At 63.3% G+C, this 22,305-nt stretch carries 19 protein-coding genes; 14 read left to right on the plus strand and 5 right to left on the minus strand.

The window, feature by feature from the left end; all coding sequences use genetic code 11:
• Positions 1–25: 25 nt before the first annotated feature.
• Entirely contained in the window at positions 26–1,999 is a 1,974-nt protein-coding gene (locus KY379_RS00815; RefSeq protein WP_261240467.1) for a BCCT family transporter, read from the plus strand.
• Between the two features lie 24 nt (positions 2,000–2,023).
• Here KY379_RS00815 and KY379_RS00820 read toward each other — a convergent pair whose 3' ends face one another.
• The 3 genes from KY379_RS00820 to KY379_RS00830 are packed head-to-tail and all read right to left on the minus strand — an operon-like array spanning position 2,024 to position 5,441.
• On the minus strand, positions 2,024–2,437 hold the full coding sequence (locus tag KY379_RS00820) for a DUF1850 domain-containing protein (RefSeq protein ID WP_261240466.1): 414 nt from the start codon (positions 2,435–2,437) through the stop codon (positions 2,024–2,026).
• Positions 2,434–4,461 carry a TRAP transporter permease gene (locus KY379_RS00825; protein WP_133328870.1) on the minus strand — a complete coding sequence of 676 codons (2,028 nt, stop codon included), beginning with the start codon at positions 4,459–4,461 and terminating at the stop codon, positions 2,434–2,436. The genes KY379_RS00820 and KY379_RS00825 overlap by 4 nt, the downstream gene beginning before the upstream one ends.
• Positions 4,462–4,490: 29 nt before the next feature.
• A complete protein-coding gene (locus KY379_RS00830) occupies positions 4,491–5,441 on the minus strand; it encodes a TAXI family TRAP transporter solute-binding subunit (RefSeq protein WP_133328868.1) in 951 nt (316 codons plus the stop codon).
• 232 nt (positions 5,442–5,673) lie between these two features.
• Here KY379_RS00830 and KY379_RS00835 point away from each other — a divergent pair, with 232 nt between their 5' ends.
• Both KY379_RS00835 and KY379_RS00840 read left to right on the plus strand, forming a co-directional pair.
• Positions 5,674–7,710 (plus strand): NADPH-dependent 2,4-dienoyl-CoA reductase, encoded by a 2,037-nt coding sequence (locus tag KY379_RS00835; RefSeq protein WP_261240465.1) that lies wholly within the window; start codon positions 5,674–5,676, stop codon positions 7,708–7,710.
• A 118-nt stretch (positions 7,711–7,828) separates the two neighbouring features.
• Positions 7,829–8,722, plus strand: a complete 894-nt coding sequence (locus KY379_RS00840) for a 1-aminocyclopropane-1-carboxylate deaminase/D-cysteine desulfhydrase (RefSeq protein WP_133328864.1) — start codon at positions 7,829–7,831, stop codon at positions 8,720–8,722.
• Here KY379_RS00840 and KY379_RS00845 read toward each other — a convergent pair.
• On the minus strand, positions 8,713–9,258 hold the full coding sequence (locus tag KY379_RS00845) for a cytochrome b (RefSeq protein ID WP_133328862.1): 546 nt from the start codon (positions 9,256–9,258) through the stop codon (positions 8,713–8,715). The genes KY379_RS00840 and KY379_RS00845 overlap by 10 nt on opposite strands.
• 135 nt (positions 9,259–9,393) lie before the next feature.
• Positions 9,394–10,419: a DUF1853 family protein gene (locus KY379_RS00850; protein ID WP_261240464.1), complete on the minus strand. Its 1,026-nt coding sequence runs from the start codon at positions 10,417–10,419 to the stop codon at positions 9,394–9,396.
• On the opposite strand from KY379_RS00850, the gene KY379_RS00855 reads away from it, so the two are divergent.
• From KY379_RS00855 to KY379_RS00905, 11 genes are all read left to right on the plus strand, one after another.
• A complete protein-coding gene (locus KY379_RS00855) occupies positions 10,418–11,308 on the plus strand; it encodes an NAD(+) kinase (protein ID WP_133328858.1) in 891 nt (296 codons plus the stop codon). The two genes, KY379_RS00850 and KY379_RS00855, sit on opposite strands and share 2 nt — an antisense overlap.
• Positions 11,308–12,279 (plus strand): metallophosphoesterase, encoded by a 972-nt coding sequence (locus KY379_RS00860; RefSeq protein ID WP_261240463.1) that lies wholly within the window; start codon positions 11,308–11,310, stop codon positions 12,277–12,279. Before KY379_RS00855 ends, KY379_RS00860 begins: the two co-directional genes overlap by 1 nt.
• A complete protein-coding gene (locus KY379_RS00865) occupies positions 12,276–13,154 on the plus strand; it encodes a rhomboid family intramembrane serine protease (protein WP_196173391.1) in 879 nt (292 codons plus the stop codon). The genes KY379_RS00860 and KY379_RS00865 overlap by 4 nt, the downstream gene beginning before the upstream one ends.
• Before the next feature lie 13 nt (positions 13,155–13,167).
• Positions 13,168–13,428 (plus strand): YeaC family protein, encoded by a 261-nt coding sequence (locus KY379_RS00870; RefSeq protein ID WP_133328852.1) that lies wholly within the window; start codon positions 13,168–13,170, stop codon positions 13,426–13,428.
• A complete protein-coding gene (locus KY379_RS00875; RefSeq protein WP_133328850.1) occupies positions 13,425–14,255 on the plus strand; it encodes a DUF2797 domain-containing protein in 831 nt (276 codons plus the stop codon). The genes KY379_RS00870 and KY379_RS00875 overlap by 4 nt, the downstream gene beginning before the upstream one ends.
• 12 nt (positions 14,256–14,267) lie before the next feature.
• Positions 14,268–16,940 carry an aminopeptidase N gene (pepN, locus tag KY379_RS00880; RefSeq protein ID WP_261240461.1) on the plus strand — a complete coding sequence of 891 codons (2,673 nt, stop codon included), beginning with the start codon at positions 14,268–14,270 and terminating at the stop codon, positions 16,938–16,940.
• 185 nt (positions 16,941–17,125) lie between these two features.
• Complete coding sequence (locus KY379_RS00885; protein WP_397466001.1) at positions 17,126–18,139, plus strand: WD40/YVTN/BNR-like repeat-containing protein; 1,014 nt, start codon at positions 17,126–17,128, stop codon at positions 18,137–18,139.
• The gene (locus KY379_RS00890; RefSeq protein WP_261240460.1) at positions 18,136–20,535 is read left to right on the plus strand and encodes an efflux RND transporter permease subunit; all 2,400 of its coding nucleotides are present in this window, start codon (positions 18,136–18,138) and stop codon (positions 20,533–20,535) included. Before KY379_RS00885 ends, KY379_RS00890 begins: the two co-directional genes overlap by 4 nt.
• 65 nt (positions 20,536–20,600) lie before the next feature.
• Positions 20,601–20,891: a DUF5629 family protein gene (locus KY379_RS00895; RefSeq protein ID WP_133328844.1), complete on the plus strand. Its 291-nt coding sequence runs from the start codon at positions 20,601–20,603 to the stop codon at positions 20,889–20,891.
• A complete protein-coding gene (locus tag KY379_RS00900; protein ID WP_261240459.1) occupies positions 20,857–21,987 on the plus strand; it encodes a lactonase family protein in 1,131 nt (376 codons plus the stop codon). Before KY379_RS00895 ends, KY379_RS00900 begins: the two co-directional genes overlap by 35 nt.
• A gap of 122 nt (positions 21,988–22,109) precedes the next feature.
• The gene (locus KY379_RS00905) at positions 22,110–22,289 is read left to right on the plus strand and encodes a hypothetical protein (protein WP_133328840.1); all 180 of its coding nucleotides are present in this window, start codon (positions 22,110–22,112) and stop codon (positions 22,287–22,289) included.
• Positions 22,290–22,305 lie beyond the last annotated feature (16 nt).

Raw genomic sequence — 22,305 nt, forward strand, 5'->3', positions numbered from 1 at the left:
GTATCCAGAATAAGGAGAACTGCCGATGACCGAAGAGGCAAAACGCAGGAGCACTCTCAACCCTCCCGTCTTCTACACCAGCGCACTGCTGGTTTTTCTCCTCGTGCTTTACGCCACGGCCTTTCAGGAAAATGCCCAGGCACTGTTCGAAGAAGTGCAGCAATGGATCATCACCAACGCCAGCTGGTTCTACATTCTGACCGTGGCACTGGTCCTGATCAGCGTGGTGTTTCTCGCCGTCAGTCGTTATGGCGACATCAAGCTGGGGCCTGACCACAGCGAGCCGGACTACCCGAACAGCAGCTGGTTCGCCATGTTGTTCTCGGCCGGCATGGGCATCGGCCTGATGTTCTTCGGCGTGGCCGAGCCGGTGATGCATTTCACCTCTCCGCCGGTGGGCGAGGCCGGAACCGTGGCGGCCGCCCGCGAAGCCATGAAGATCACCTTCTTTCACTGGGGGCTCCATGCCTGGGCGATCTACGCCATCGTCGCACTGATACTGGCCTACTTCAGCTTTCGCAACGGGCTGCCGTTGACCCTGCGTTCGGCGCTCTATCCATTGATCGGCGAGCGGATCTACGGGCCGATCGGCCACGCAGTGGATATCTTCGCCATCCTCGGCACGGTATTCGGTGTAGCCACTTCGCTGGGTTATGGCGTTCTGCAGATCAACAGCGGCTTCCACCATGTATTCGGACTGCCGATCAACACCACCGTGCAGGTGATTCTGATCACCGTGACCTGTGCCCTGGCCACGCTCTCGGTGGCCAGCGGCCTGGACAAGGGCATCCGCATCCTCTCCGAGCTGAACCTGGGCCTGGCCGTGGTGCTGATGCTGTTCGTGCTGATCCTCGGCCCTACGGTATTCCTGCTCCAGGCCTACGTGCAGAACACCGGCGCCTACCTGTCCGAAATCGTCAACAAGACGTTCAACCTGTTCGCCTACGAGCCCACTGACTGGATCGGCGGCTGGACCTTGCTGTACTGGGGCTGGTGGCTGTCCTGGTCACCGTTCGTGGGGTTGTTCATCGCACGTATTTCACGGGGACGGACAATTCGTCAGTTCGTCTGCGGTGTGTTGTTCGTGCCCGCCGGTTTCACCTTGTTGTGGATGACGGTGTTCGGCGATTCGGCCATTCACATGATTCTCAATGATGGTATCCAGGACCTGGCCACCGTGGTCGGGCAGGACAGTTCATTGGCCTTGTTCGCCTTCCTCGAGCACTTCCCCTGGTCGACGGTGATTTCCCTGATCGCGGTGCTGATGGTGGTGGTGTTCTTCGTCACTTCCGCTGACTCGGGCGCGCTGGTGGTGGACATGCTCGCCTCGTCCGGGAAAGGCCATTCGCCTTTGTGGCAGCGGATATTCTGGTCGGTGTGCATTGGCGCGGTGGCCATCGCCCTGCTCCTGGCCAATGGGCTCAAGGCGTTGCAGACCGCGACCATTGCCAGCGCCTTGCCGTTTGCGGCGATCCTGTTGCTGGCGATCTGGGGACTGTTCAAGGCGCTTGGCCTGGATGCCACGCGGCGCGGCCTGCGCAACCAGGCCTTGCCCGGCTCTCGGCATCATCCCCAGACCCACGGCGGTTGGCAGCGTCGGCTGCGCAATATTGCGATGATGCCGCGTCGAGCCCACGTCACGCGTTTCATCGCCGAGGTGGTCAAGCCTGCCTGTGAGGAAGTGTCCCAGGAGCTGCGCAAGCAAGGCTATGACGTGGCGGTCGAGGAAAAGGAAGACGGCCGGGTTGCACTCGAACTGTCGCACACAGGCGAAGGCCGGTTCAGGTACGAAGTGCGTCCGCGTGCCTTCACCACCCCAAGCTTCGTGATGCGTGACACCGACGATGGCGCCGAATCACGCAAGTACTTCCGTGCCGAGGTGCATCTGCGTGAAGGTGGGCAGGATTACGACATCATGGGTTGGAGCCGGGACGAGGTGATCGGCGATATCCTCGATCAGTACGAGCGCCACCTGCATTACCTACATGTCGTCAGCTGAGTGATCAAAGCACAGCTGCGGCGATCAGGGCACGCTGTTATCTGCCCTGATCGCCGGCAGCGGGCAAGCCCAGAAGTCCACTGCGGCGATGTCCTTGCGCGGTGGGCCCAGCCAGTGGGCGAGGGGCTGGCAGCCTGCTTGCGTACATATTTGGTAATCGCCCGCCTCGGGCGTGCGTCCCGCATGCAGCGGTTGCAGCGCAGGCATCTGGCGGGTGTAGTGCCAGGTGCCATCGCGTAGCTGGGCCTGGTCGGGGATTTCCATGCCGGCGCCGCTGCCGCGCACCCTGGCTTCCTTGAGCAGCAAGCCTTCGGGCGTCACCTGGTAATCTTCTTCCCAGCGGATCTTTTCGATGCTGTGGTTCCAGGCCAGGGTGAAGGCTTGCAGGGGAAGGCTGGTCCACACCACCCCTGCCAGGCCCAGGCACAGTCCGGTCAAAGGGCCTGCCTCACTGCCGGACGGTGTCGCCAGCTGTGCCAACCCAGCACCGCTGCGCCCAGCGCGAAGCCCAGTTCGTCACTGATGGGCAGGGCAAGTATCAGGCAAATCCCCGCGATAAGCGCCAATAGCCGTTCCCACCAGGGCATGGGCGCAGTCAGGTGGCCGATCGAGGCACAGCCCCACAGGGCGACGGCGAGGATGGCTTTGAGCAGCATGTACAAGGTGGCGGTAATGCTGTCGCCCTGCATCATCAGCGCCGGATCGTAGACCGCCATGAACGGCACCACGAAGCCGGCCAGAGCGATACGCACCGCCCAGACGCTGATCAACAGGCCCTTTTCCTTGGCGATGGGCGCCGCGGCGAAGCAGGCCAGCGCCACCGGTGGCGTCAAGTCGGCGAGTATGCCGAAGTAGAACACGAACATGTGCGAGACGATCAGTGGCACGCCCAGTTCGAGCAAGGCCGGCGCGGCGATGGAACTGGTGATGATGTAGTTGGGAATGGTCGGGATACCCATGCCCAGCACCAGGCAGGTCAGCATCGTCAGTAGCAGGGACAAGAACAGGTTGTCACGCCCCAGGTCGAGGATATAGCCGGCGAAGGTGGTGGCCAGCCCGGTCAGCGAAATGACGCCGATGATCACCCCGACCAACGCGCAGGCGATACCGACCGGCACGGCATGCCGTGCACCTTCGGCCAGTGCCATGACGCAGGCCCGCAGCGTCGCGCGGCCACCCTGGACGAACCAGCAGGCCAGCGCCAGTGCCGCGATGACCAGCAAGATGACGCCGATCCCCATGCGGAAGAAGCCCGAACACAGCAGTCCCAGCGCGATCCAGAACGCCGCGCGCAACCAGCCTTGGTTGGCACGCAGGATGATCGCCGAGCCGAGAATCACGATGGCGGTCAACGCCAAGCCAACCATGCCCGAGTACAGCGGGGTCCGCCCCGAGAACAGCAGGGCGACCAGGACCAACAGCGGAATCAGCAGGAACCAGCGCTGGCGCAGTGCGGCCCAGGCGCTGGGGCACTGGTCGCGGGGTAGGCCATGGAGCTGGCTGCGACGTGCCTCCAGGTGCACCATCCAGTACACCGAGCCGAAATAGAGCAAGGCCGGAATCAGCGCAGCTTTGGCCACCTCGGCATAGGGCACGTTGATGGTTTCGGCCATGATGAAGGCCACTGCGCCCATGACCGGCGGCATCAACTGGCTGCCCATGCTCGAAGTGGCCTCTACGCCACCGGCGAAGGCCGGTGAGTAACCGAAGCGTTTCATCAAGGGGATGGTGAACTGGCCGGTGGTGACCACATTGGCCACACCGGAACCGGTGATGGTGCCCATCAGCGCGGAGGAAAACACCGAGACCTTGGCGGGTCCGCCGCTGCGATGGCCGAACAGGCCCATGGCGAAATCGGTGAACAGGCGAATCATGCCGGCCTGTTCGAGAAAGGCGCCAAAGAGGATGAACAGGTAGATGTAGGTCGCCGAGACGTAGGTCGGGGTGCCATACAGGCCCTCGGTGCCGAAGGCCAGTTGGTTGACCAGTTGGTCCAGGCCGTAGCCGCGATGGGCAAGATCTCCCGGTAGGTACTGACCCAGCAAGCCATAGGCCAGGAACAGGGCGCAGATGATCGGCAGCGCGATCCCCATCACCCGCCGCGCTGCCTCGAAGACCAGGCCGATCAAGACCAGCCCCAGTACCAGATCGGTCGACGTGAGCTCACCCGAACGCTGGATCAGATCGCCTTCGAAGTACCATTGATAGACAGCGGTTGCCATGCCGGCCAGGCCCAGCAGCCAGGCTAGCGGCTGCCATGGTCGGTGCTGGCCACGGAACGGATAGCAGAGGTAGACCACCAGCAACAGCATGCCGACGTGCACCGCCCGTAGCACCTGGGTGGAAATCAGTGGAAAGGCCGCCGTGGCGATCTGGAAGATGGAAAAAGCCAGGGCCACTGCGAACAGCGCCTTGGGCCAGCGTTCGGCATTGGCATGCAGGCCCTGTGTAGGCTCGCTCATGGATGACACCCTCTGGCACTGAAGTGGACTCACGGAAGCAACTGCTTTTCCTTGAAGTAGCGTTCGGCACCTGGGTGCAGGGGGATCGGCAGGTTCTTCGCCGCCTGCTGTGGGTCGATATCCTTGGCCGCAGCATGGGCGGTGGCCAGGCGAGGGAGGTTGTCGAAGATCAGTTGAGTCATCTGGTAGGCCAGTTCGTCGCTGATATCCGAACGGGTGACCAGGATATTGGTGATGGCCGCGGTGGGGACATCCTGATCCTGCCCGTCATAGGTCTTGGCTGGAAGAACGGCCGGTTGGTAGGCGCTGTTGCCGATCTTTTCCACCACATCGGCTGGGATTGGCACGAATACCACTGGCAATGTCGCCGCCAGGTCGCGGATGGCCGCCTGGCCCAGGCCCGAGGACTGCAAGGTGGCATCCAGCTGGCGATTCTTGATCAGCTCGACCGACTCGGCATAGGGCAGGTATTCGACCTTGCTCATGTCATCGTAGCTGAGCCCGGCAGCCTTGAAGATCGCGCGCGCATTGAGCTCGGTGCCGGATTTCGGCGCGCCCACGGAGATGCGTTTGCCTTTGAGATCAGCCAGTGTCTGGATACCGGACTCCTTGCTGGCGACGATCTGGATGTAGTTGGGGTAGGTGCCGGCGATGGCGCGCAGTTTCTTCAAGGGGGTCTTGAAGCCAGCCTCGGCGTCGCCGTTCCAGGCGTCGGCCACCGAATCACCCAGCGCGAACGCTAGCTCACCACGGCCGGACTGCAGCAGGTTGAGGTTCTCGACCGAGGCCTTGGTGGCTTGCACGGACGTCTTGCTGCCTTCGATTCCGTGGCTGTACAGCTGCGAGATGGCTACCCCCACAGGGTAATACACCCCACTGGTGCCGCCGGTGAGGACATTGATGAAGGTCGGTGCGGCCTGCGCGGTTGCGCACAGCGTCAGGACGGTGCTGGCCATTGCCAGACGAAGGGCTCGGATCATGGGGCGTTCTCCATTTATTGTTGTTGTGTGCTGCGCCATTAAACCTAGAATGAATAAGACCATTCTGCCCAACTTTCACGAACAGCGTTGTGCAGATTGGCCATAAAATTGTCAGTTATGATCATTGAGGGTGTTAAAACACCTGTTTAATGTCGGCGCCAAGACAACCGACGGGGCCCGCTGACGACGAGGCATCCGCATCCCGTGATCTCGCCATTGAAGGAACCGTGCCATGGCTGCCAATCGCTATTCGCACCTGCTGGCCCCGCTCGACCTGGGCTTCACCACCCTGCGTAACCGCACCCTGATGGGCTCGATGCACACCGGCCTGGAAGAACGCCCCGGCGGTTTCGAACGCATGGCAGCGTACTTCGCCGAGCGCGCCCGCGGGGGTGTCGGCCTGATGGTGACGGGTGGCATCGCGCCAAACGACGAGGGAGGGGTGTACTCCGGGGCGGCCAAACTCAGTACCGAACAAGAGGCCGAACAGCACCGCATCGTCACCGAAGCGGTACATGCCGAAGGCGGCAAGATCTGCCTGCAGATCCTTCACGCCGGACGCTATGCCTACAGCCCCCGCCTGGTCGCCCCCAGCGCGATACAGGCCCCGATCAACCCGTTCAAGCCCAAGGAACTGGACGAGGCGGGGATTCAGAAACAGATCGATGACTTCGTCAATTGCGCCGTGCTGGCCCAGCGTGCCGGCTACGATGGCGTCGAGGTGATGGGCTCGGAAGGCTACTTCATCAACCAGTTCCTGGTCGCCCATACCAACCACCGCAGCGACCGCTGGGGCGGCAGTTACGAGAACCGCATGCGCCTGGCGGTGGAGATCGTCACCCGGGTGCGCGAGGCGGTGGGGCCGAACTTCATCATCATCTTCCGCCTGTCGATGCTCGACCTGATCGAGGGCGGCAGCACCTGGGAAGAGATCGTGCAACTGGCCAAGGCCATCGAGCAGGCGGGCGCCACCTTGATCAACACCGGCATCGGTTGGCATGAAGCGCGTATCCCGACCATCGCCACCAAGGTGCCGCGGGCGGCGTTCACCAAGGTCACCGCCAAGCTGCGGGGCGCGGTGCGACTGCCATTGATCACCACCAACCGCATCAACACCCCTGAGGTGGCCGAGGCAGTACTGGCCGAGGGCGATGCCGACATGGTCTCGATGGCCCGGCCATTCCTGGCCGACGCCGACTTCGTCAACAAGGCGGCTGCCGGGCGTGCCGACGAGATCAACACCTGCATCGGCTGCAACCAGGCCTGCCTCGATCACACCTTCGGTGGCAAGCTGACCAGCTGCCTGGTCAATCCACGGGCGTGCCACGAGACCGAGCTCAACTACCTGCCGGTGCGTGCGGTCAAGCGCATTGCCGTGGTCGGTGCAGGCCCTGCCGGCCTGGCGGCGGCTACGGTTGCCGCCGAGCGTGGGCACGAGGTGGTGCTGTTCGATTCGGCCGAGGAGATCGGCGGGCAGTTCAATGTGGCCAAGCGCGTGCCCGGCAAAGAAGAATTCAACGAGACCCTGCGCTATTTCCGTAACAAGGTGCGCACCACCGGCGTCGACCTGCGTCTGAATACCCGGGTGGATGTCGAGACCTTGCTGGCCGGAAGCTTTGACGAGGTGATCCTCGCCACCGGTATCGCGCCGCGTACTCCGGCGATACCGGGAATCGAGCACGACAAGGTGCTGAGCTACCTGGATGTGTTGCTGCAGCGCAAGCCGGTCGGCAAGGCGGTGGCGGTGATCGGTGCTGGCGGTATCGGTTTCGACGTTTCCGAGTACCTGGTGCACGAGGGCGTGGCTACCAGCCTGGATCGCGAGGCGTTCTGGAAGGAGTGGGGGATCGACACCCACCTGCAGGCGCGTGGAGGCGTGGCGGGTATCAAGCCTGAACCCCACGCCCCGGCGCGTCAGGTGTACCTGTTGCAGCGCAAGACCTCGAAAGTGGGCGATGGGCTGGGCAAGACCACTGGCTGGATCCACCGCACCGGGTTGAAGAACAAGCGGGTACAGATGCTTAACGGCGTCGAATACCTGAAGATCGACGATGCTGGGTTGCACATTCGCGTTGGCGATGGCGAACCACAATTGCTGGCCGTGGACAATGTGGTGATCTGCGCCGGCCAGGAGCCCCTGCGGGAACTGCAGGATGGACTGGTGGCGGCGGGGCAGTCGGTGCACCTGATCGGTGGAGCGGACGTGGCGGCGGAGCTGGATGCCAAGCGCGCGATCAACCAGGGATCGAGGTTGGCGGCGGAGCTTTGAGGGGGGCTGAGGGCCTGGCTGGGGATTGGTAGCGCGGCGGATATCGAGCGCCGCGCGGGCGGCGCTCGATGTGCGCCCCACTGCAATTCTCAAGCGCACCCCTGCTAAGCTGCCCCCCATGAATCCCGACGATCTCCCCCAAGCCCCTCTAGAACCCCTGAACCTTCCCTGGCTCCACCAAGCCGAAATCGAGGTCGCCATCCTGCGCCTGGACCTGATCGACCCGCTGATCAGCGGCAACAAATGGTTCAAGCTCCGCCACCATCTGCAACAGGCTCGACAGCATGGCGCACCGGGACTGATCAGCCTCGGCGGCAACCATTCCAACCACCTCCATGCCCTGGCCGCTGCCGGCAAGCGTTTCGGCTTCGCCACCGCCGGCCTGCTGCGTGGCCATGCCCAGGACACGCCCACGGTGCGTGACCTGCAGGCCATGGGCATGCAGTTGCACTGGCTGGGTTACAGCGCCTACCGCGAGCGCCATGCCGCCGGTTTCTGGGTGCCATGGCAGGCCCGCTATCCCGGCTGGCACTGTATCCCTGAAGGTGGTGGTGGGCTGGCCGGGGCCGAGGGCTGTGCGCTGATGGTCGAGCAGGCCCGGGCGCAACTGGCAAACCTGGGATGGGCGGACTACCACGGCTGGTGGCTGGCCGCAGGTACCGGCACCACCCTGGCGGGGCTGGTGCTGGCCGAAAACGGCGCGCACGCGGTCCATGGCGCGCTGGCGGTGCCGGCGAGTCACGGGGTGGCAGAAGCGGTGGCGGCCTTGGCCGGTGCTGACGGCTACCAGTTGCATGAAGCCTGTCGGGGTGGTTTCGCCCGATTCGACGCTGATCTGTTGGCGTTCATCGCCGACAGCGAACGACACAGTGGTGTGCCGTTCGAAGCGCTTTACACCGGCAAGGCCCTGATGGCGCTGCACGAGCAGCTCGAGGCGGGGCGCTTCGCCGCCGGTACGCGGCTGATCTTCGTGCATACCGGCGGGTTGCAGGGGCGACGCGGTTACTTGTAGGGCAGCATGCGCACCAGCGTGTTGTCGCGTTGCACGTAGTGGTGGTACAGCCCGGCCAGTGCATGCAGGCCGATCAGCCAGTAACCCCAGCTACCTACGCGCTCGTGCCAGCCCTTGATGAATTTGGCCTGGTCGGGGTTCGGGCCGATCAGGTGCGGCAGCTCCAGCCCGTAGAAAGGCACGGGTTTATCGGCGGCGCTGAGGATCAGCCAGCCGGCCAGTGGCAGGCCGATCATCAACAGGTACAGCGCCAGGTGCATTAGGTGCGCGAGCCCGGTCTGCCAGGCCGGTGGCTTGGGCACGATCGGCGGAGTCGGGCGGCTCAGGCGAACGGCCAGGCGCAGCCAGACCAGCACGAACACACTCAGCCCGAGCATGAAATGCAGGTCCTTCATCAGATTGCGTTCGGCGCTGTCGCGGGGGAATTGACCGCGCAACTCGATACAGGCGTACACAGCGGCCAGCAGTATCAGCATCAGCCAGTGCAGGGCGATGGATAGGCGTGCGTAGTGGGCCGGAGGGGTGGATGCAACCATGGATTTTCCTCTTCATCAGGTCGACGGTGGCGCTCTTTTCGGCGCTCTGGGGTAACTGTAATCGGTATTGGGTTTAAAGCTTTGCGCCAGGTCGGTGAAAATTGTGTCGTTTAGGTCGACCCACGCTGACCTCCATCAAATTCCTGGCAGATTCGGCCAGCTGTCAGCCACCAGAAACACCCGCTCGACCTCGTGCCAGGCACCATCGGATTCCTGCTGCAACCTGACCAGCAATTGCGCCGGGGCGTATTCCTCCAATGCCGCCAGCCACGCGGCGAACTGGGCCTGCGTCCAGCACTGCTCGGCCAGGACCCGCGCAGGCGCGAGCCAGGCGTGGCGTGGCAAGGGCTGCCAGCGGGCATCGCGGTTCCCCGGCCAATCCCGCCGGCGTACCCAACGCCCGCGTAAATGCCCTGGGTTGGCGCCGCTGGGCGATTCGGCATGGCCGGGGCAGGGGTAGAACAGATACCCACCCAGCCACAGGTGCGCCTGCACAGGGCCAACGCCAAGATCGGCCAGCAACTCGCGGCTGCGTGCAGTGCCCGACATCGGTAACTGGTGCCCGGCCAAGTGCGCCAGCTTGCTGCCCAGGCGGTCGTGGCAACCTGGTCCGAGCCATTGCGTGGCATCGTGCCCGTCGCCGTGGGTGGGCCCCAGATAAAGCTTGATCGCCAGCTCCAGGTGGTGGGCGCCGTCGCCATCGCGCAGCAGGATATCCAGCTCGCCCAAAGTGCGGCCCTCGGCGCGGATCGCCAGGTTGGCGGCCAGTAGTTCGACGCCTGGCGCCTGGGCCAGGGCAAATTGCCACAGGCCTTCGTAATACAGCCCCAGGCGCCGGCTGGTGATGCGTCCCAGCCAGGCGTGCAAGGTATGGGCATCGGCGTCCAGGGCCCGCAACCAGTCGTGCAGGCGCTGCGGATCGGACGCCCAGGCGCTACCGGCCAGTGGGTGGCGCTGGGGGCAGGGCGGGGCGTCGAGCAGCGGCGGCGAAAGCAGTGTCCAGGCCAGGTCGCGCACGGCGGGCTGGATCAGATCACGGGGTAAGTGCTGAAGTGGGGCGAAAGGCTTCATGCTGCGAGCATAGCCGGTTTGCCGCTGGCTGGTCGTTTCGCCCATAATCCCGGCATAGTCACCCGCCGCAGAGCCTCGCAGGAGCCCCATGGAGCAATTTCGCAATATCGGTATCATCGGACGCCTTGGCAGCTCGCAGGTGCTCGACACCATTCGCCGACTGAAAAAATTCCTCCTCGAGCGCCACCTCCACGTGATCCTCGAAGACACCATCGCCGAAGTGCTGCCCGGTCACGGTCTGCAGACGTCCTCGCGCAAGCTGCTGGGCGAGGTCTGCGACCTGGTCATCGTGGTCGGCGGCGACGGCAGCCTGCTCGGTGCTGCCCGCGCCCTGGCGCGGCACAACATCCCGGTACTGGGCATCAACCGTGGCAACCTGGGCTTTCTCACCGACATTCGTCCTGACGAACTGGAAGAAAAGGTCGCCGAAGTGCTCGACGGTCACTACCTGGTGGAAAACCGTTTCCTGCTCAGCGCCGAGGTGCGCCGCCATAACGAGGCCATCGGCCAAGGCGACGCGCTCAACGATGTGGTCCTGCACCCTGGCAAATCGACGCGGATGATCGAATTCGAGATCTACATCGATGGCCAGTTCGTCTGCAGCCAGAAAGCCGACGGCCTGATCGTCGCCACCCCGACCGGCTCCACGGCCTACGCGCTGTCAGCCGGCGGCCCGATCATGCACCCCAAGCTCGATGCCATCGTCATCGTGCCGATGTATCCGCATACCCTGTCGGGCCGGCCGATCGTGGTCGATGGCAACAGTGAGCTGAAGATCGTGGTGTCCAAGGACCTGCAGATCTACCCGCAGGTCTCCTGCGACGGCCAGAACCACTTCACCTGCGCCCCTGGCGATACCATCACGGTAAGCAAGAAGGCGCAGAAGCTGCGCCTGATCCATCCGCTGGACCACAATTACTACGAGGTCTGTCGCACCAAGCTCGGCTGGGGCAGCCGCTTGGGAGGTAGGGACGACTGATGCTCGATCCGGCGCGAAGTTTCGACATCATCGGCGATGTTCATGGTTGTGCACACACACTCGAACGTTTGCTCGATACCCTCGGCTACAAACGTGTCGCCGGTGTCTGGCGCCACCCTTGGCGCCAGGCGCTGTTCCTGGGCGATATCGTCGACCGCGGCCCGCGTATCCGCGAAGCGCTGCACATCGTCCATGACATGGTCGAGGCCGGCCAGGCGTTCTGCATCATGGGCAACCACGAGTACAACGCCCTGGGCTGGGTCACCCCGGCATTGCCCGGCAGCGGCAAGGCGTTCGTGCGCGAACATACCCCGCGCCACGCGCGCTTGATCGACGAGACCTTGACCCAGTTCGCTCACTACCCGGCTGACTGGCACGATTTCCTCCAGTGGTTCTACGAGCTGCCACTGTTCGTCGACGCCGGGCGCTTCCGCCTGGTGCACGCCTGCTGGGACCCGCGCCTGATCGAACCGCTGCGCCAGCAACACCCCGACGGCTGTATCGACGAGCATTTCATCCAGGCGTCGGCCGTGTCCGGCAGCTTCGCCGCCACGGTGTGCAACCGCCTGCTGCGCGGTACCGACATGCGCCTGCCGGATGGCCTGACCTTGACCGGCGGCGATGGCCTGACCCGGGCCTTCTTCCGCACCAAGTTCTGGGAAGAAGATCCACAGACGTACGGCGACATCGTCTTCCAGCCCGACGCATTGCCTGAAGCGGTGGCACGCACACCGCTCGATCCCAAGCAGAAGAATGCCCTGCTGCGTTATGCCGAGGACGAGCCACTGCTGTTCGTCGGCCATTACTGGCGGAGCGGGCGGCCTGCACCGATCCGCGCCAACCTGGCCTGCCTGGACTACAGCGCGGTGCTGTACGGCAAACTGGTGGCCTATCGGTTGGACGATGAAACCTGCATCGACCCGCACAAGTTCGTCTGGGTCGATGTCGAGCGCCCACAGGTAACACCATGAATATCGTCGCGGTGATGCGTCTGCCGTTGCAGCAGGACCTCAGTGGCTTCGTCGCCATGTTGCAGCGCCTGGGGCTGCCACACCGGGTCAGCGTGGAGGGCGAGACGCAGGTGCTCTGGGCGCCGGACACCTTGGCCGGGCAGGTCGAGGAGCTGTATCGGCGCTTCCCTGATGGCAATGCCGACTTCGCCGGTCCGATGACCCCAGGCATGCCTGGCGGGCCGGCACCCCAGCCGTCCCTGCTGTTCCAGGCACGCGCCTGCAAGGTCACCGCCGCCGTGCTGCTGCTGTGCCTGATCGTCGCCGGAATCACCGGTTTGGGCGACAACCTGTCGACCCTTCACTGGTTCACCTTCCTCGACTTCGACGTGCAGGGCGACTATCTGTATTTCACCTCGCTGGCCCAGGGCCTGGGTGAAGGCCAGTGGTGGCGACTGGTGTCGCCGATGCTGCTGCATTTCGGCGTCCTTCACCTGGTGATGAATGCCCTGTGGTACTGGGAGCTGGGCAAGCGCATCGAACTGCGCCAGGGCGCCTGGATGTTGCTGAGCCTGACCCTGCTGTTCAGCCTGGTATCCAACCTGGCCCAGCACTTCGCCAGCGGGCCGAGCCTGTTCGGCGGCTTGTCCGGCGTGCTGTACGGATTGCTCGGGCATGTCTGGCTGTTCCAGTGGCTGGCCCCGAGCCGCTATTTCAGCCTACCCCGGAGCGTGATCGCGATGATGCTCATCTGGCTGGTCGTCTGCCTGAGCGGTGTGGTCGATCAGCTCGGTTTCGGTCAGATCGCCAACGCCGCCCATGTCGGCGGACTGCTCATCGGATGCCTGACAGGGCTCTTGGGCGGATGGCTGGCCCGGCGTAAACTGTCGGCTTGATTTAGGAGACGCTATGTCCACTTTTGCGCAAATGATCGAGAACATCACCCCTGAGATCTACCAAAGCCTGAAGACGGCGGTGGAGATCGGCAAATGGTCGGACGGGCGCAAGCTCACCGCCGAGCAGAAGGAGCTGTCGCTGCAGGCGGTGATCGCCTGGGAGATGAAGAACCTTCCCGAAGAGCAGCGCACCGGCTACATGGGCCCGCAGGAGTGCGCCTCGAAGTCGGCGCCGATTGCCAACATTCTGTTCAAGTCGGACTCGGTACATTGATTGAAATCGCTCGTGGCTCGTTGAGCAAGATGGCGGTGCGCCTCGAAGGCCCGCTGGTGCAGTACAGCTTCCGCCTGGGTGAGACGCAGGTCCCGGTCAACCCCATGATTGGCCAGCGCCTGCGCCTGGAATACCTTGGCGCCATTCATTGCAGCCATTGCGGCAAGCGCACCAAGACCAGCTTCAGCCAGGGCTACTGCTACCCGTGCATGACCAAGCTGGCCCAGTGCGATGTGTGCATCATGGCCCCGGAACGTTGCCACTACGACGCCGGCACCTGCCGCGAGCCGTCCTGGGGCGAGCAGTTCTGCATGACCGACCACGTGGTGTATCTGGCCAACTCGTCGGGCATCAAGGTCGGTATCACCCGCGCTACCCAGTTGCCCACCCGCTGGCTCGACCAGGGTGCCAGCCAGGCCTTGCCGATCATGCGTGTAGCCACCCGCCAGCAGTCGGGCCTGGTCGAAGACCTGCTGCGTAGCCAGGTTCCGGACCGTACCAACTGGCGCACCCTGCTCAAGGGCGATGCCGAGGTGCTGGACCTGGTGGCGGTGCGCGAGCAGATCTTCGACGCCTGCGCCGAAGGCCTGCGCGGGCTGCAGCAGCGCTTCGGCCTGCAGGCCATCCAGCCGCTGCCCGATGCCGAGGTGGTGCAGATGACCTACCCGGTCGAGGCCTATCCGAAGAAAATCGTCAGCTTCAACCTCGACAAGGATCCCGTGGTGGAGGGCACGCTGCTGGGCATCAAGGGCCAGTACCTGATCTTCGACACCGGCGTCATCAACATTCGCAAGTACACGGCCTACCAGCTGGCCGTACTCCAGTAAAAGGACCTGCACATGCGCACCGAACAACCGCAAGTGATCTACCTCAAGGATTACCAGGCGCCCGAGTACCTGATCGACGAAACGCACCTGACCTTCGAGCTGTTCGAGGACCATACCCTGGTGCACGCGCAACTGGTGATGCGTCGCAACCCGGCACGCGGTGCCGGCCTGCCGCCACTGGTGCTCGACGGCCAGCAGCTGGAGCTGCTGCGTGCCTCGCTGGACGACCTGGAATTGCAGGCCGACGACTACCAGCTCGACGCCGACAGCCTGACCCTGCAGCCCAAGGCAGACCGCTTCACCCTCGATACCAGCGTCAAGATCCATCCGGAGAGCAACACCGCGCTGGAAGGCCTGTACAAGTCGGGCAAGATGTTCTGCACCCAGTGCGAGGCCGAAGGTTTCCGCAAGATCACCTACTATCTCGACCGCCCGGACGTGATGAGCACCTTCACCACCACGGTGATCGCCGAACAGCATCGCTACCCGGTGCTGCTCTCCAACGGCAATCCCGTCGGTAGCGGCACCTTCGAGAAAGGCCAGGGCGAAGATGGCCGGCACTGGGCGACCTGGGAAGACCCGTTCATGAAGCCGGCCTACCTGTTCGCCCTGGTCGCCGGCGACCTGTGGTGCGTCGAGGACAAGTTCGTGCGCCAGTCCGGCCGTGATGTCACCCTGCGCATCTATGTCGAGCCCGAGAACATCGACAAGTGCGACCACGCCATGGTCAGCCTGAAGAAGTCGATGCGCTGGGACGAGGAAGTCTATGGCCGTGAATACGACCTGGACATCTTCATGATCGTCGCGGTCAATGACTTCAACATGGGCGCGATGGAGAACAAGGGCCTCAACATCTTCAACTCCAGCTGCGTGCTGGCCCGCGCCGAAACCGCCACTGACGCCGCCCACCAGCGTGTCGAAGGCGTGGTCGCCCACGAGTACTTCCATAACTGGTCGGGCAACCGCGTGACCTGCCGCGACTGGTTCCAGCTGTCGCTCAAAGAAGGCTTCACGGTGTTCCGCGATGCCGAGTTCAGTGCCGACATGAACTCGCGCACGGTCAAGCGCATCGAGGACGTCGCCTACCTGCGTACCCACCAGTTCGCCGAGGATGCAGGCCCCATGGCGCATCCGGTGCGCCCGGACAGCTTCATCGAGATTTCCAATTTCTACACCCTGACGGTGTACGAGAAGGGCGCCGAAGTGGTGCGCATGGTGCGCACCCTGCTGGGCGCCGAGGGCTTCCGCAAAGGGAGCGACCTGTACTTCGAGCGCCACGATGGCCAGGCGGTGACCACCGACGACTTCATCAAGGCCATGGAAGACGCCAACGGCGTCGACTTCACCCAGTTCAAGCGTTGGTACAACCAGGCTGGCACACCGCGTCTGGAGGTCAGCGAGTCCTATGACAGCGCCGCGCAGACCTATAGCCTGACCTTCCGCCAGAGCTGCCCGCAAACCCCGGACAAGGTCGAGAAGCTGCCGTTCGTGATCCCGGTTGAACTGGGCCTGCTCGACGCCGAGGGCAACGACCTGGCGCTGCGACTGGTCGGTGAGGACGTTGCTACTCAGACCAGCCGTGTGCTGTCGGTGACCGAAGCCGAGCAGACGTTCACCTTCCAAGGCATCCAGGCCAAGCCGCTGCCGTCGTTGCTGCGTGGCTTCAGCGCTCCGGTCAAGCTGAGTTTCCCCTACGACCGCGACCAGTTGATGTTCCTCATGCAGCATGACAGCGACGGCTTCAACCGCTGGGAAGCGGGGCAGCAACTGGCGGTGCAGGTCCTGCAGGAGCTGATCGGCCAGTTCCAGCGCGGCGAAGCGATGGTCCTCGACCAGCGGCTGATCACCGCGCTCGGCACCGTGCTCGGCAACGAGACGCTGGACCCTGCCATGGTCGGCGAGATGCTGTCCCTGCCGGGCGAGGCCTATCTTACCGAGATCAGCCAGGTAGCCGACGTCGATGCCATCCATGCCGCCCGCGAGTTCGCCCGTCAGCAGATCGCCACGCAACTGTTCGATGCCCTGTGGGCGCGCTACCAGGCCAACCGCGAGGTATCGCGTCAGACCGCCTACGTGGCTTCGGCTGAGCACTTCGCCCGCCGCAGCCTGCAGAATATCGCCCTGTCCTACCTGATGCTCAGCGGTCAGGCGCAGGTGCTGGAGGCGACGCTGGAGCAATTCGAGCAGTGCGACAACATGACCGAGCGTCTGACCGCCCTGGCGGTACTGGTCAACTCGCCGTTCGAGGCCGAGCGGGCCAAAGCCCTGGAGGCCTTCGCCGAACACTTCAAGGACAACCCGCTGGTCATGGATCAGTGGTTCAGTGTGCAGGCGGCCAGTGCCTTGCCGGGTGCCCTGGAGCGGGTCAAGGCGCTGATGCAGCATCCGGCGTTCACCATGAAGAACCCGAACAAGGTGCGCGCGTTGATCGGTGCTTTCGCCGGGCAGAACCTGGTCAACTTCCATGCGGCCGATGGCTCGGGGTATCGCTTCCTGGCCGATCTGGTGATCGAACTCAACGCCCTGAACCCGCAGATCGCCTCGCGCCAGCTGGCGCCGCTGACCCGCTGGCGCAAGTACGATGACGCGCGCCAGGCATTGATGAAGGGCGAGCTGGAGCGAATCCTGGCTTCCGGTGAGTTGTCCAGCGATGTGTATGAAGTGGTGAGCAAGAGTCTGGCGTAAGCCTGGTAGATCCTGGGGCTGCACAGCAGTCCCAGCTTTTTGGCGGTTAACAAAACATAACGTCCCGTTCGTTGTAATCCTTCAAGCTTCCCCGATACGATCCGCACAAGCCTCTAATACAGGCTTTTCACAGCACAGACCCACCAATAAGAGCACAACAGGGGATGTTCATGAGGAAGCGGGTGATGACGCAGGCCTGGCGTAATGCCTGGCCGTTGGCGGCCAGCGCAATGCTGGCGCTGGCACTGGGGATGTGGGCCGACAGCGCGCAGGCCGCTGCAGCCGACGAATACTCGACCGAATCGGCCAAGGCCAGCCAGAGTCTGTTGATCGATGCCGCACACGCCGGCAAACGGCTGGTGGTGGTCGGCGATCGCGGCCATATCCTGTTTTCCGACGACCAGGGCAAGACCTGGACCCAAGCCCGCGTACCGACCCGGCAACTGCTCACCGCGGTTACCTTCGTCGACGACAAACGCGGTTGGGCCGTCGGTCATGACGCGCAGATCCTCGCCAGCAGCGACGGCGGCGCGACCTGGAGCAAGCAGTTCGAAGATCTGAGCCGCGAAGCGCCACTGCTCGATATCGGCATGCTCGACGCCCAGCACGGCTTTGCAGTAGGCGCCTACGGCGCATTGCTGGAAACCACCGATGGCGGCCAGCACTGGCAGGACGTCGCCGAGCGCCTGGACAATCCGGAGCAAATGCACCTCAACGGTATCGCCCGGATTACCGACAGCGGCCTGTTCATCGTCGGCGAGCAAGGCAGCATGTTCCGCTCGGCCGATAACGGCCAGACCTGGACCAAGGTCCAGAGCCCCTACGAAGGTTCGCTGTTCGGGGTGATCGGGACCGGCCAACCTCATACCCTGCTGGCTTACGGTCTGCGCGGCAATGTGCTGCGCTCCAGCGATTTCGGCGACAGTTGGCAGCCCATCGAACTTCAGGCCAATCGCGGCACATTCGCGTTCGGTCTGGCCAGCGCCAGCCTGCTCGACGATGGCTCACTGGTGCTGGTCGGCAACGGCGGCAGCGTGCTGCGCAGCCACGACCATGGCCAGCACTTCACCCTCTACAACCGCGCCGACCGCATCGCCCTGGCCGCCGCCACGGGTCTGGCCGACGGCGGCCTGTTGCTGGTGGGGCAGGGCGGTATCCATTTGGCCAACGCAGAAGGCGCCGCGCAGGTGAACCCATGACCAGTCGCGAAAGCATTGCCGTGCATCGGCACCACGGGGACAAGGCGTCCCTGCTCGAACGGATCATCTTCAACAACCGCCCGGCAGTGATCGTGCTGTGCCTGCTGGTCAGCGTGCTGCTGTTCTGGCAGGCCACGCAGATCCGTCCGTCCACCAGCTTCGAGAAGATGATCCCGCTCGAACACCCCTTCATCGAACAGATGATGGCCCACCGCAATGACCTGGCCAACCTCGGCAACACCGTGCGCATTTCGGTGGAGGCGGTCAAAGGTGACATCTTCGACCAGGCCTACATGGAAACCCTGCGGCAGATCCATGACGAGGTGTTCTACATCCCTGGCGTCGACCGTGCCGGGCTGAAATCGCTGTGGAGTCCCAGCGTGCGCTGGACCGAGGTGACCGAGGACGGTTTCGCCGGTGGCGAGGTGATCCCCAACACCTACGACGGCTCGCAGCAAAGTCTCGATGCCCTGCGTGACAATGTGCTCAAGTCGGGCCAGGTGGGGCGTTTGGTCGGCAACAACTTCAGGTCCAGCATCGTCGATGTGCCGTTGCTCGAGAGCTACCCTGACCCTCAGGACCCCGGCAAGCAGGTCAAGCTCGACTACCAGCAGTTCTCCCACCAGCTCGAGGAGAAGATTCGCGATAAGTACCAGGCGCAGAACCCCAATGTGAAGATCCACATCGTCGGCTTCGCCAAGAAGGTCGGCGACCTCATCGACGGTCTGGTGATGGTGGCGATGTTCTTCGGAGTGGCCCTGGCCATCACCTGGGCCCTGTTGTATTGGTTCACCTGGTGCATGCGCAGCACCATCGCCGTGTTGGTCACTACCCTGGTGGCGGTGGTGTGGCAGTTGGGGCTGATGCACGCGGTGGGTTTCGGCCTAGATCCCTACTCGATGCTGGTGCCGTTCCTGATCTTCGCCATCGGCATTTCCCACGGGGTGCAGAAGATCAACGGCATCGCCTTGCAGTCCAGCGATGCCGAAAACGCCCTGACTGCGGCGCGGCGCACGTTCCGCCAGCTTTTCCTGCCTGGGATGATCGCGATTCTTGCCGATGCCGTGGGCTTCATCACCCTGCTGATCATCGACATCGGGGTGATTCGCGAACTGGCCATCGGTGCCTCGATCGGCGTGGCAGTGATCGTCTTCACCAACCTCATTCTGTTGCCGGTGGCTATCTCCTACATTGGCATCAGCAAAAAGGCTATCGAACGTAGCAAGAAGGATGCGACCCGCGAGCATCCGTTCTGGCGCCTGCTGTCGAATTTCGCCAGTGCGAAAGTTGCGCCGGTGTCCGTTGCCCTGGCGTTGGTCGCCTTCGCTGGCGGCCTCTGGTACAGCCAGCATCTGAAGATCGGCGACCTCGACCAGGGCGTCCCGGAGCTGCGCCCGGATTCGCGCTACAACCAGGACAACAACTTCATCATCAGCAACTACTCGACCAGCTCGGACGTGCTGGTGATCATGGTCAAGACTCCGCCGGAGAGCTGTTCGATCCACTCGACCCTGGCGCCGATCGACGAGCTGATGTGGACCATGGAAAACACCCCCGGCGTACAGTCGGCGATCTCCCTGGTGACAGTGTCCAAGCAAGTGATCAAGGGCATGAACGAGGGCAGCCTGAAATGGGAAACGCTGTCGCGCAACCCGGACGTGCTCAACAACTCCATTGCCCGTGCCGACGGCTTGTACAACGCCGACTGCTCGCTCGCGCCGGTATTGGTGTTCCTCAACGATCATAAGGCCGAGACCCTGGAGCAGGTCACCGCGGCAGCCAGGGCATTCGCCGACAGCCATGACCGCGACGGTCTGCAGTTCCTCCTGGCGGCCGGTAATGCCGGGATCGAGGCGGCCACCAACGAGGTGATCAAGTCTGCCGAGTTGACCATTCTGGTGCTGGTCTATCTGTGCGTGGCGGCGATGTGCATGATCACCTTCCGCTCGTTCGCGGCGACCTTGTGCATCGTCCTGCCGTTGGTGCTGACCTCGGTGCTGGGCAATGCGTTGATGGCCTTCATGGGGATTGGCGTCAAGGTGGCCACCTTGCCCGTGGTCGCGTTGGGTGTGGGCATCGGCGTGGATTACGGCATCTATATCTACAGCCGCCTGGAGAGCTTCCTGCGTGCCGGTCTGCCGTTACAGGAAGCCTACTACCAGACCCTGCGCTCGACCGGCAAGGCAGTCCTGTTCACTGGGCTGTGCCTGGCCATCGGCGTGTGCACCTGGATCTTCTCGGCGATCAAGTTCCAGGCCGACATGGGGCTGATGCTGACCTTCATGTTGCTGTGGAACATGTTCGGTGCGCTGTGGCTGCTGCCGGCACTGGCGCGATTCCTGATCAAACCAGAAAAGATGGTCGGCAAGCAGGGCGGCTCGATCTTCGCCCACTGAGGAAAGAAGGGGCCGCGCAGCGGCCCCAAGGCTATAATGCCGCCTCTTTTTCACCGGGTATCCCCATGACCACCCTCACCAACGCCCTCGCGGCATGCGACATGCTCCTGATCGACGGTCTGCATGCGTTCGACTTTACCTGCGATGCAGTCGGCCTGACGGTCGAATGCATGGATGGCCGCCAGCTTCGCCGTTGGCAGTTCACTGCCGAACAGGTCGCTGCCGCCACGTTAGAAGGGAACGACTGGCTCATCAGCGATGTCCAGGGTGAACACCGTCTAGTCTGTATGGAAGCGTTTCGCGCACCCGATGAGGACGAAGATGAACCGGACCTGGAAGAGCCTGCTGACCGCTAGCCTGATGACCCTGATGATCGATGCCCATGCCGCCACCCTGCTGGTCGGTAGCTATACCGATGGCCAGAGCGAAGGAATCTATCGCTACCGGTTCGACAGCAAGACCGGTCATATCGACCCCAAACCGCTGCAAGTGGTGAAAAGCGTCAGCCCTTCGTGGTTGGTGCTGTCGGCCGACCAGCGGCTACTGTTCGCGGTCAACGAGACCAAGCAGGGTCATGCCAGCAGTTTCAGTGTCAGCGACCGAGGTGAGATCAAGCCGCTCAACCAGGTGCCCAGCCGCGGCGATGAACCCACGCACGCCAGCCTGAGTCAGGACCAGCGCTATCTGTTCGTCGCCAACTATGCGATGGCAGCCGACCCTGGCGGTAGCCTGGTGGTGCTCCCGGTGGCCAAGGGCGGAAAGCTCGGCGAGGTGGTGCAGCAGGTGCGGCACAAGCCCAGCGGCGTCAACCCCGAGCGTCAGGCTGGCGCCCACGTGCATTCACTGGTGGTGGCGCCGGATGGTCAGCACGTCTATGCCAGTGACTTGGGGGCGGACAAGGTGTTCATCTACCGCTACGACGGCGCCAGTCCGGACCGTCCGCTGAGTCCGGCCAGCCCACCGGCGGTAGAGCTGCCACCCGGCAGTGGACCGCGCCATCTATTGTTCGATGCCAAGGGGCGCCATGCCTACCTGACCTTGGAAATGAGCGGCGAAGTGGTGATGTTCGACGTCCGCGAACATGCCCTGGTGGAGCGCCAGCGGCTGCCACTGACCGAGCATCCGGACGCCGCTGCCAAGGCTTCCGGTGGGCTGCACCTGTCCGCCGACGGGCGCTTTCTCTATGTCAGCAACCGCGGCACGGCCAACGAGATCGTGGTGTACGGTGTGGGCGCGGAGGATGGTCGACTGACGTTGTTGCAGCGCCGCTCGGTGGAAGGCGATCACCCGCGCGAGTTCGCCCTCGACCCGAGCGACAATTTCCTGCTGGTGGCCAATCAGAAGAGCAACCAGATCGTCGTCATTCGCCGTGATCCGCGTAGCGGCAGATTGGGAGAGACGGTGCAGACCCTGTCTCAGGATGCGCCTTCTGACCTCAAGTTCATCGAGTGATCATCGATAGCGATGATATTTCCTACCAGTGCAATGAATTTCTGTGGCTGAGCCCAGCGGCGTAAGTTTGATCCAAGGCCCGGATGGGCCATGTCAAACCACTGAAGCAGAGGTCAGCCCAGATGAACTTCAATCTCTTCCCGGTTATTGCCGCATCCGCCATTTCAGCCTCCGTCGTACTGCCGGCGCATGCCCAACTTGAAAGCCACGCCAAAACACCTGTCACCCACAGCTACACCGACCAGTACCTGCGCCAGAGCGCGCATTTCCACGCGGCGTTGAGTGGCAAGCAGACTCAGTGATCGGAGCTGCAGGACA

This window comes from Pseudomonas sp. HD6422 (assembly GCF_025377065.1).
Classification (GTDB): domain Bacteria; phylum Pseudomonadota; class Gammaproteobacteria; order Pseudomonadales; family Pseudomonadaceae; genus Aquipseudomonas; species Aquipseudomonas putida_U.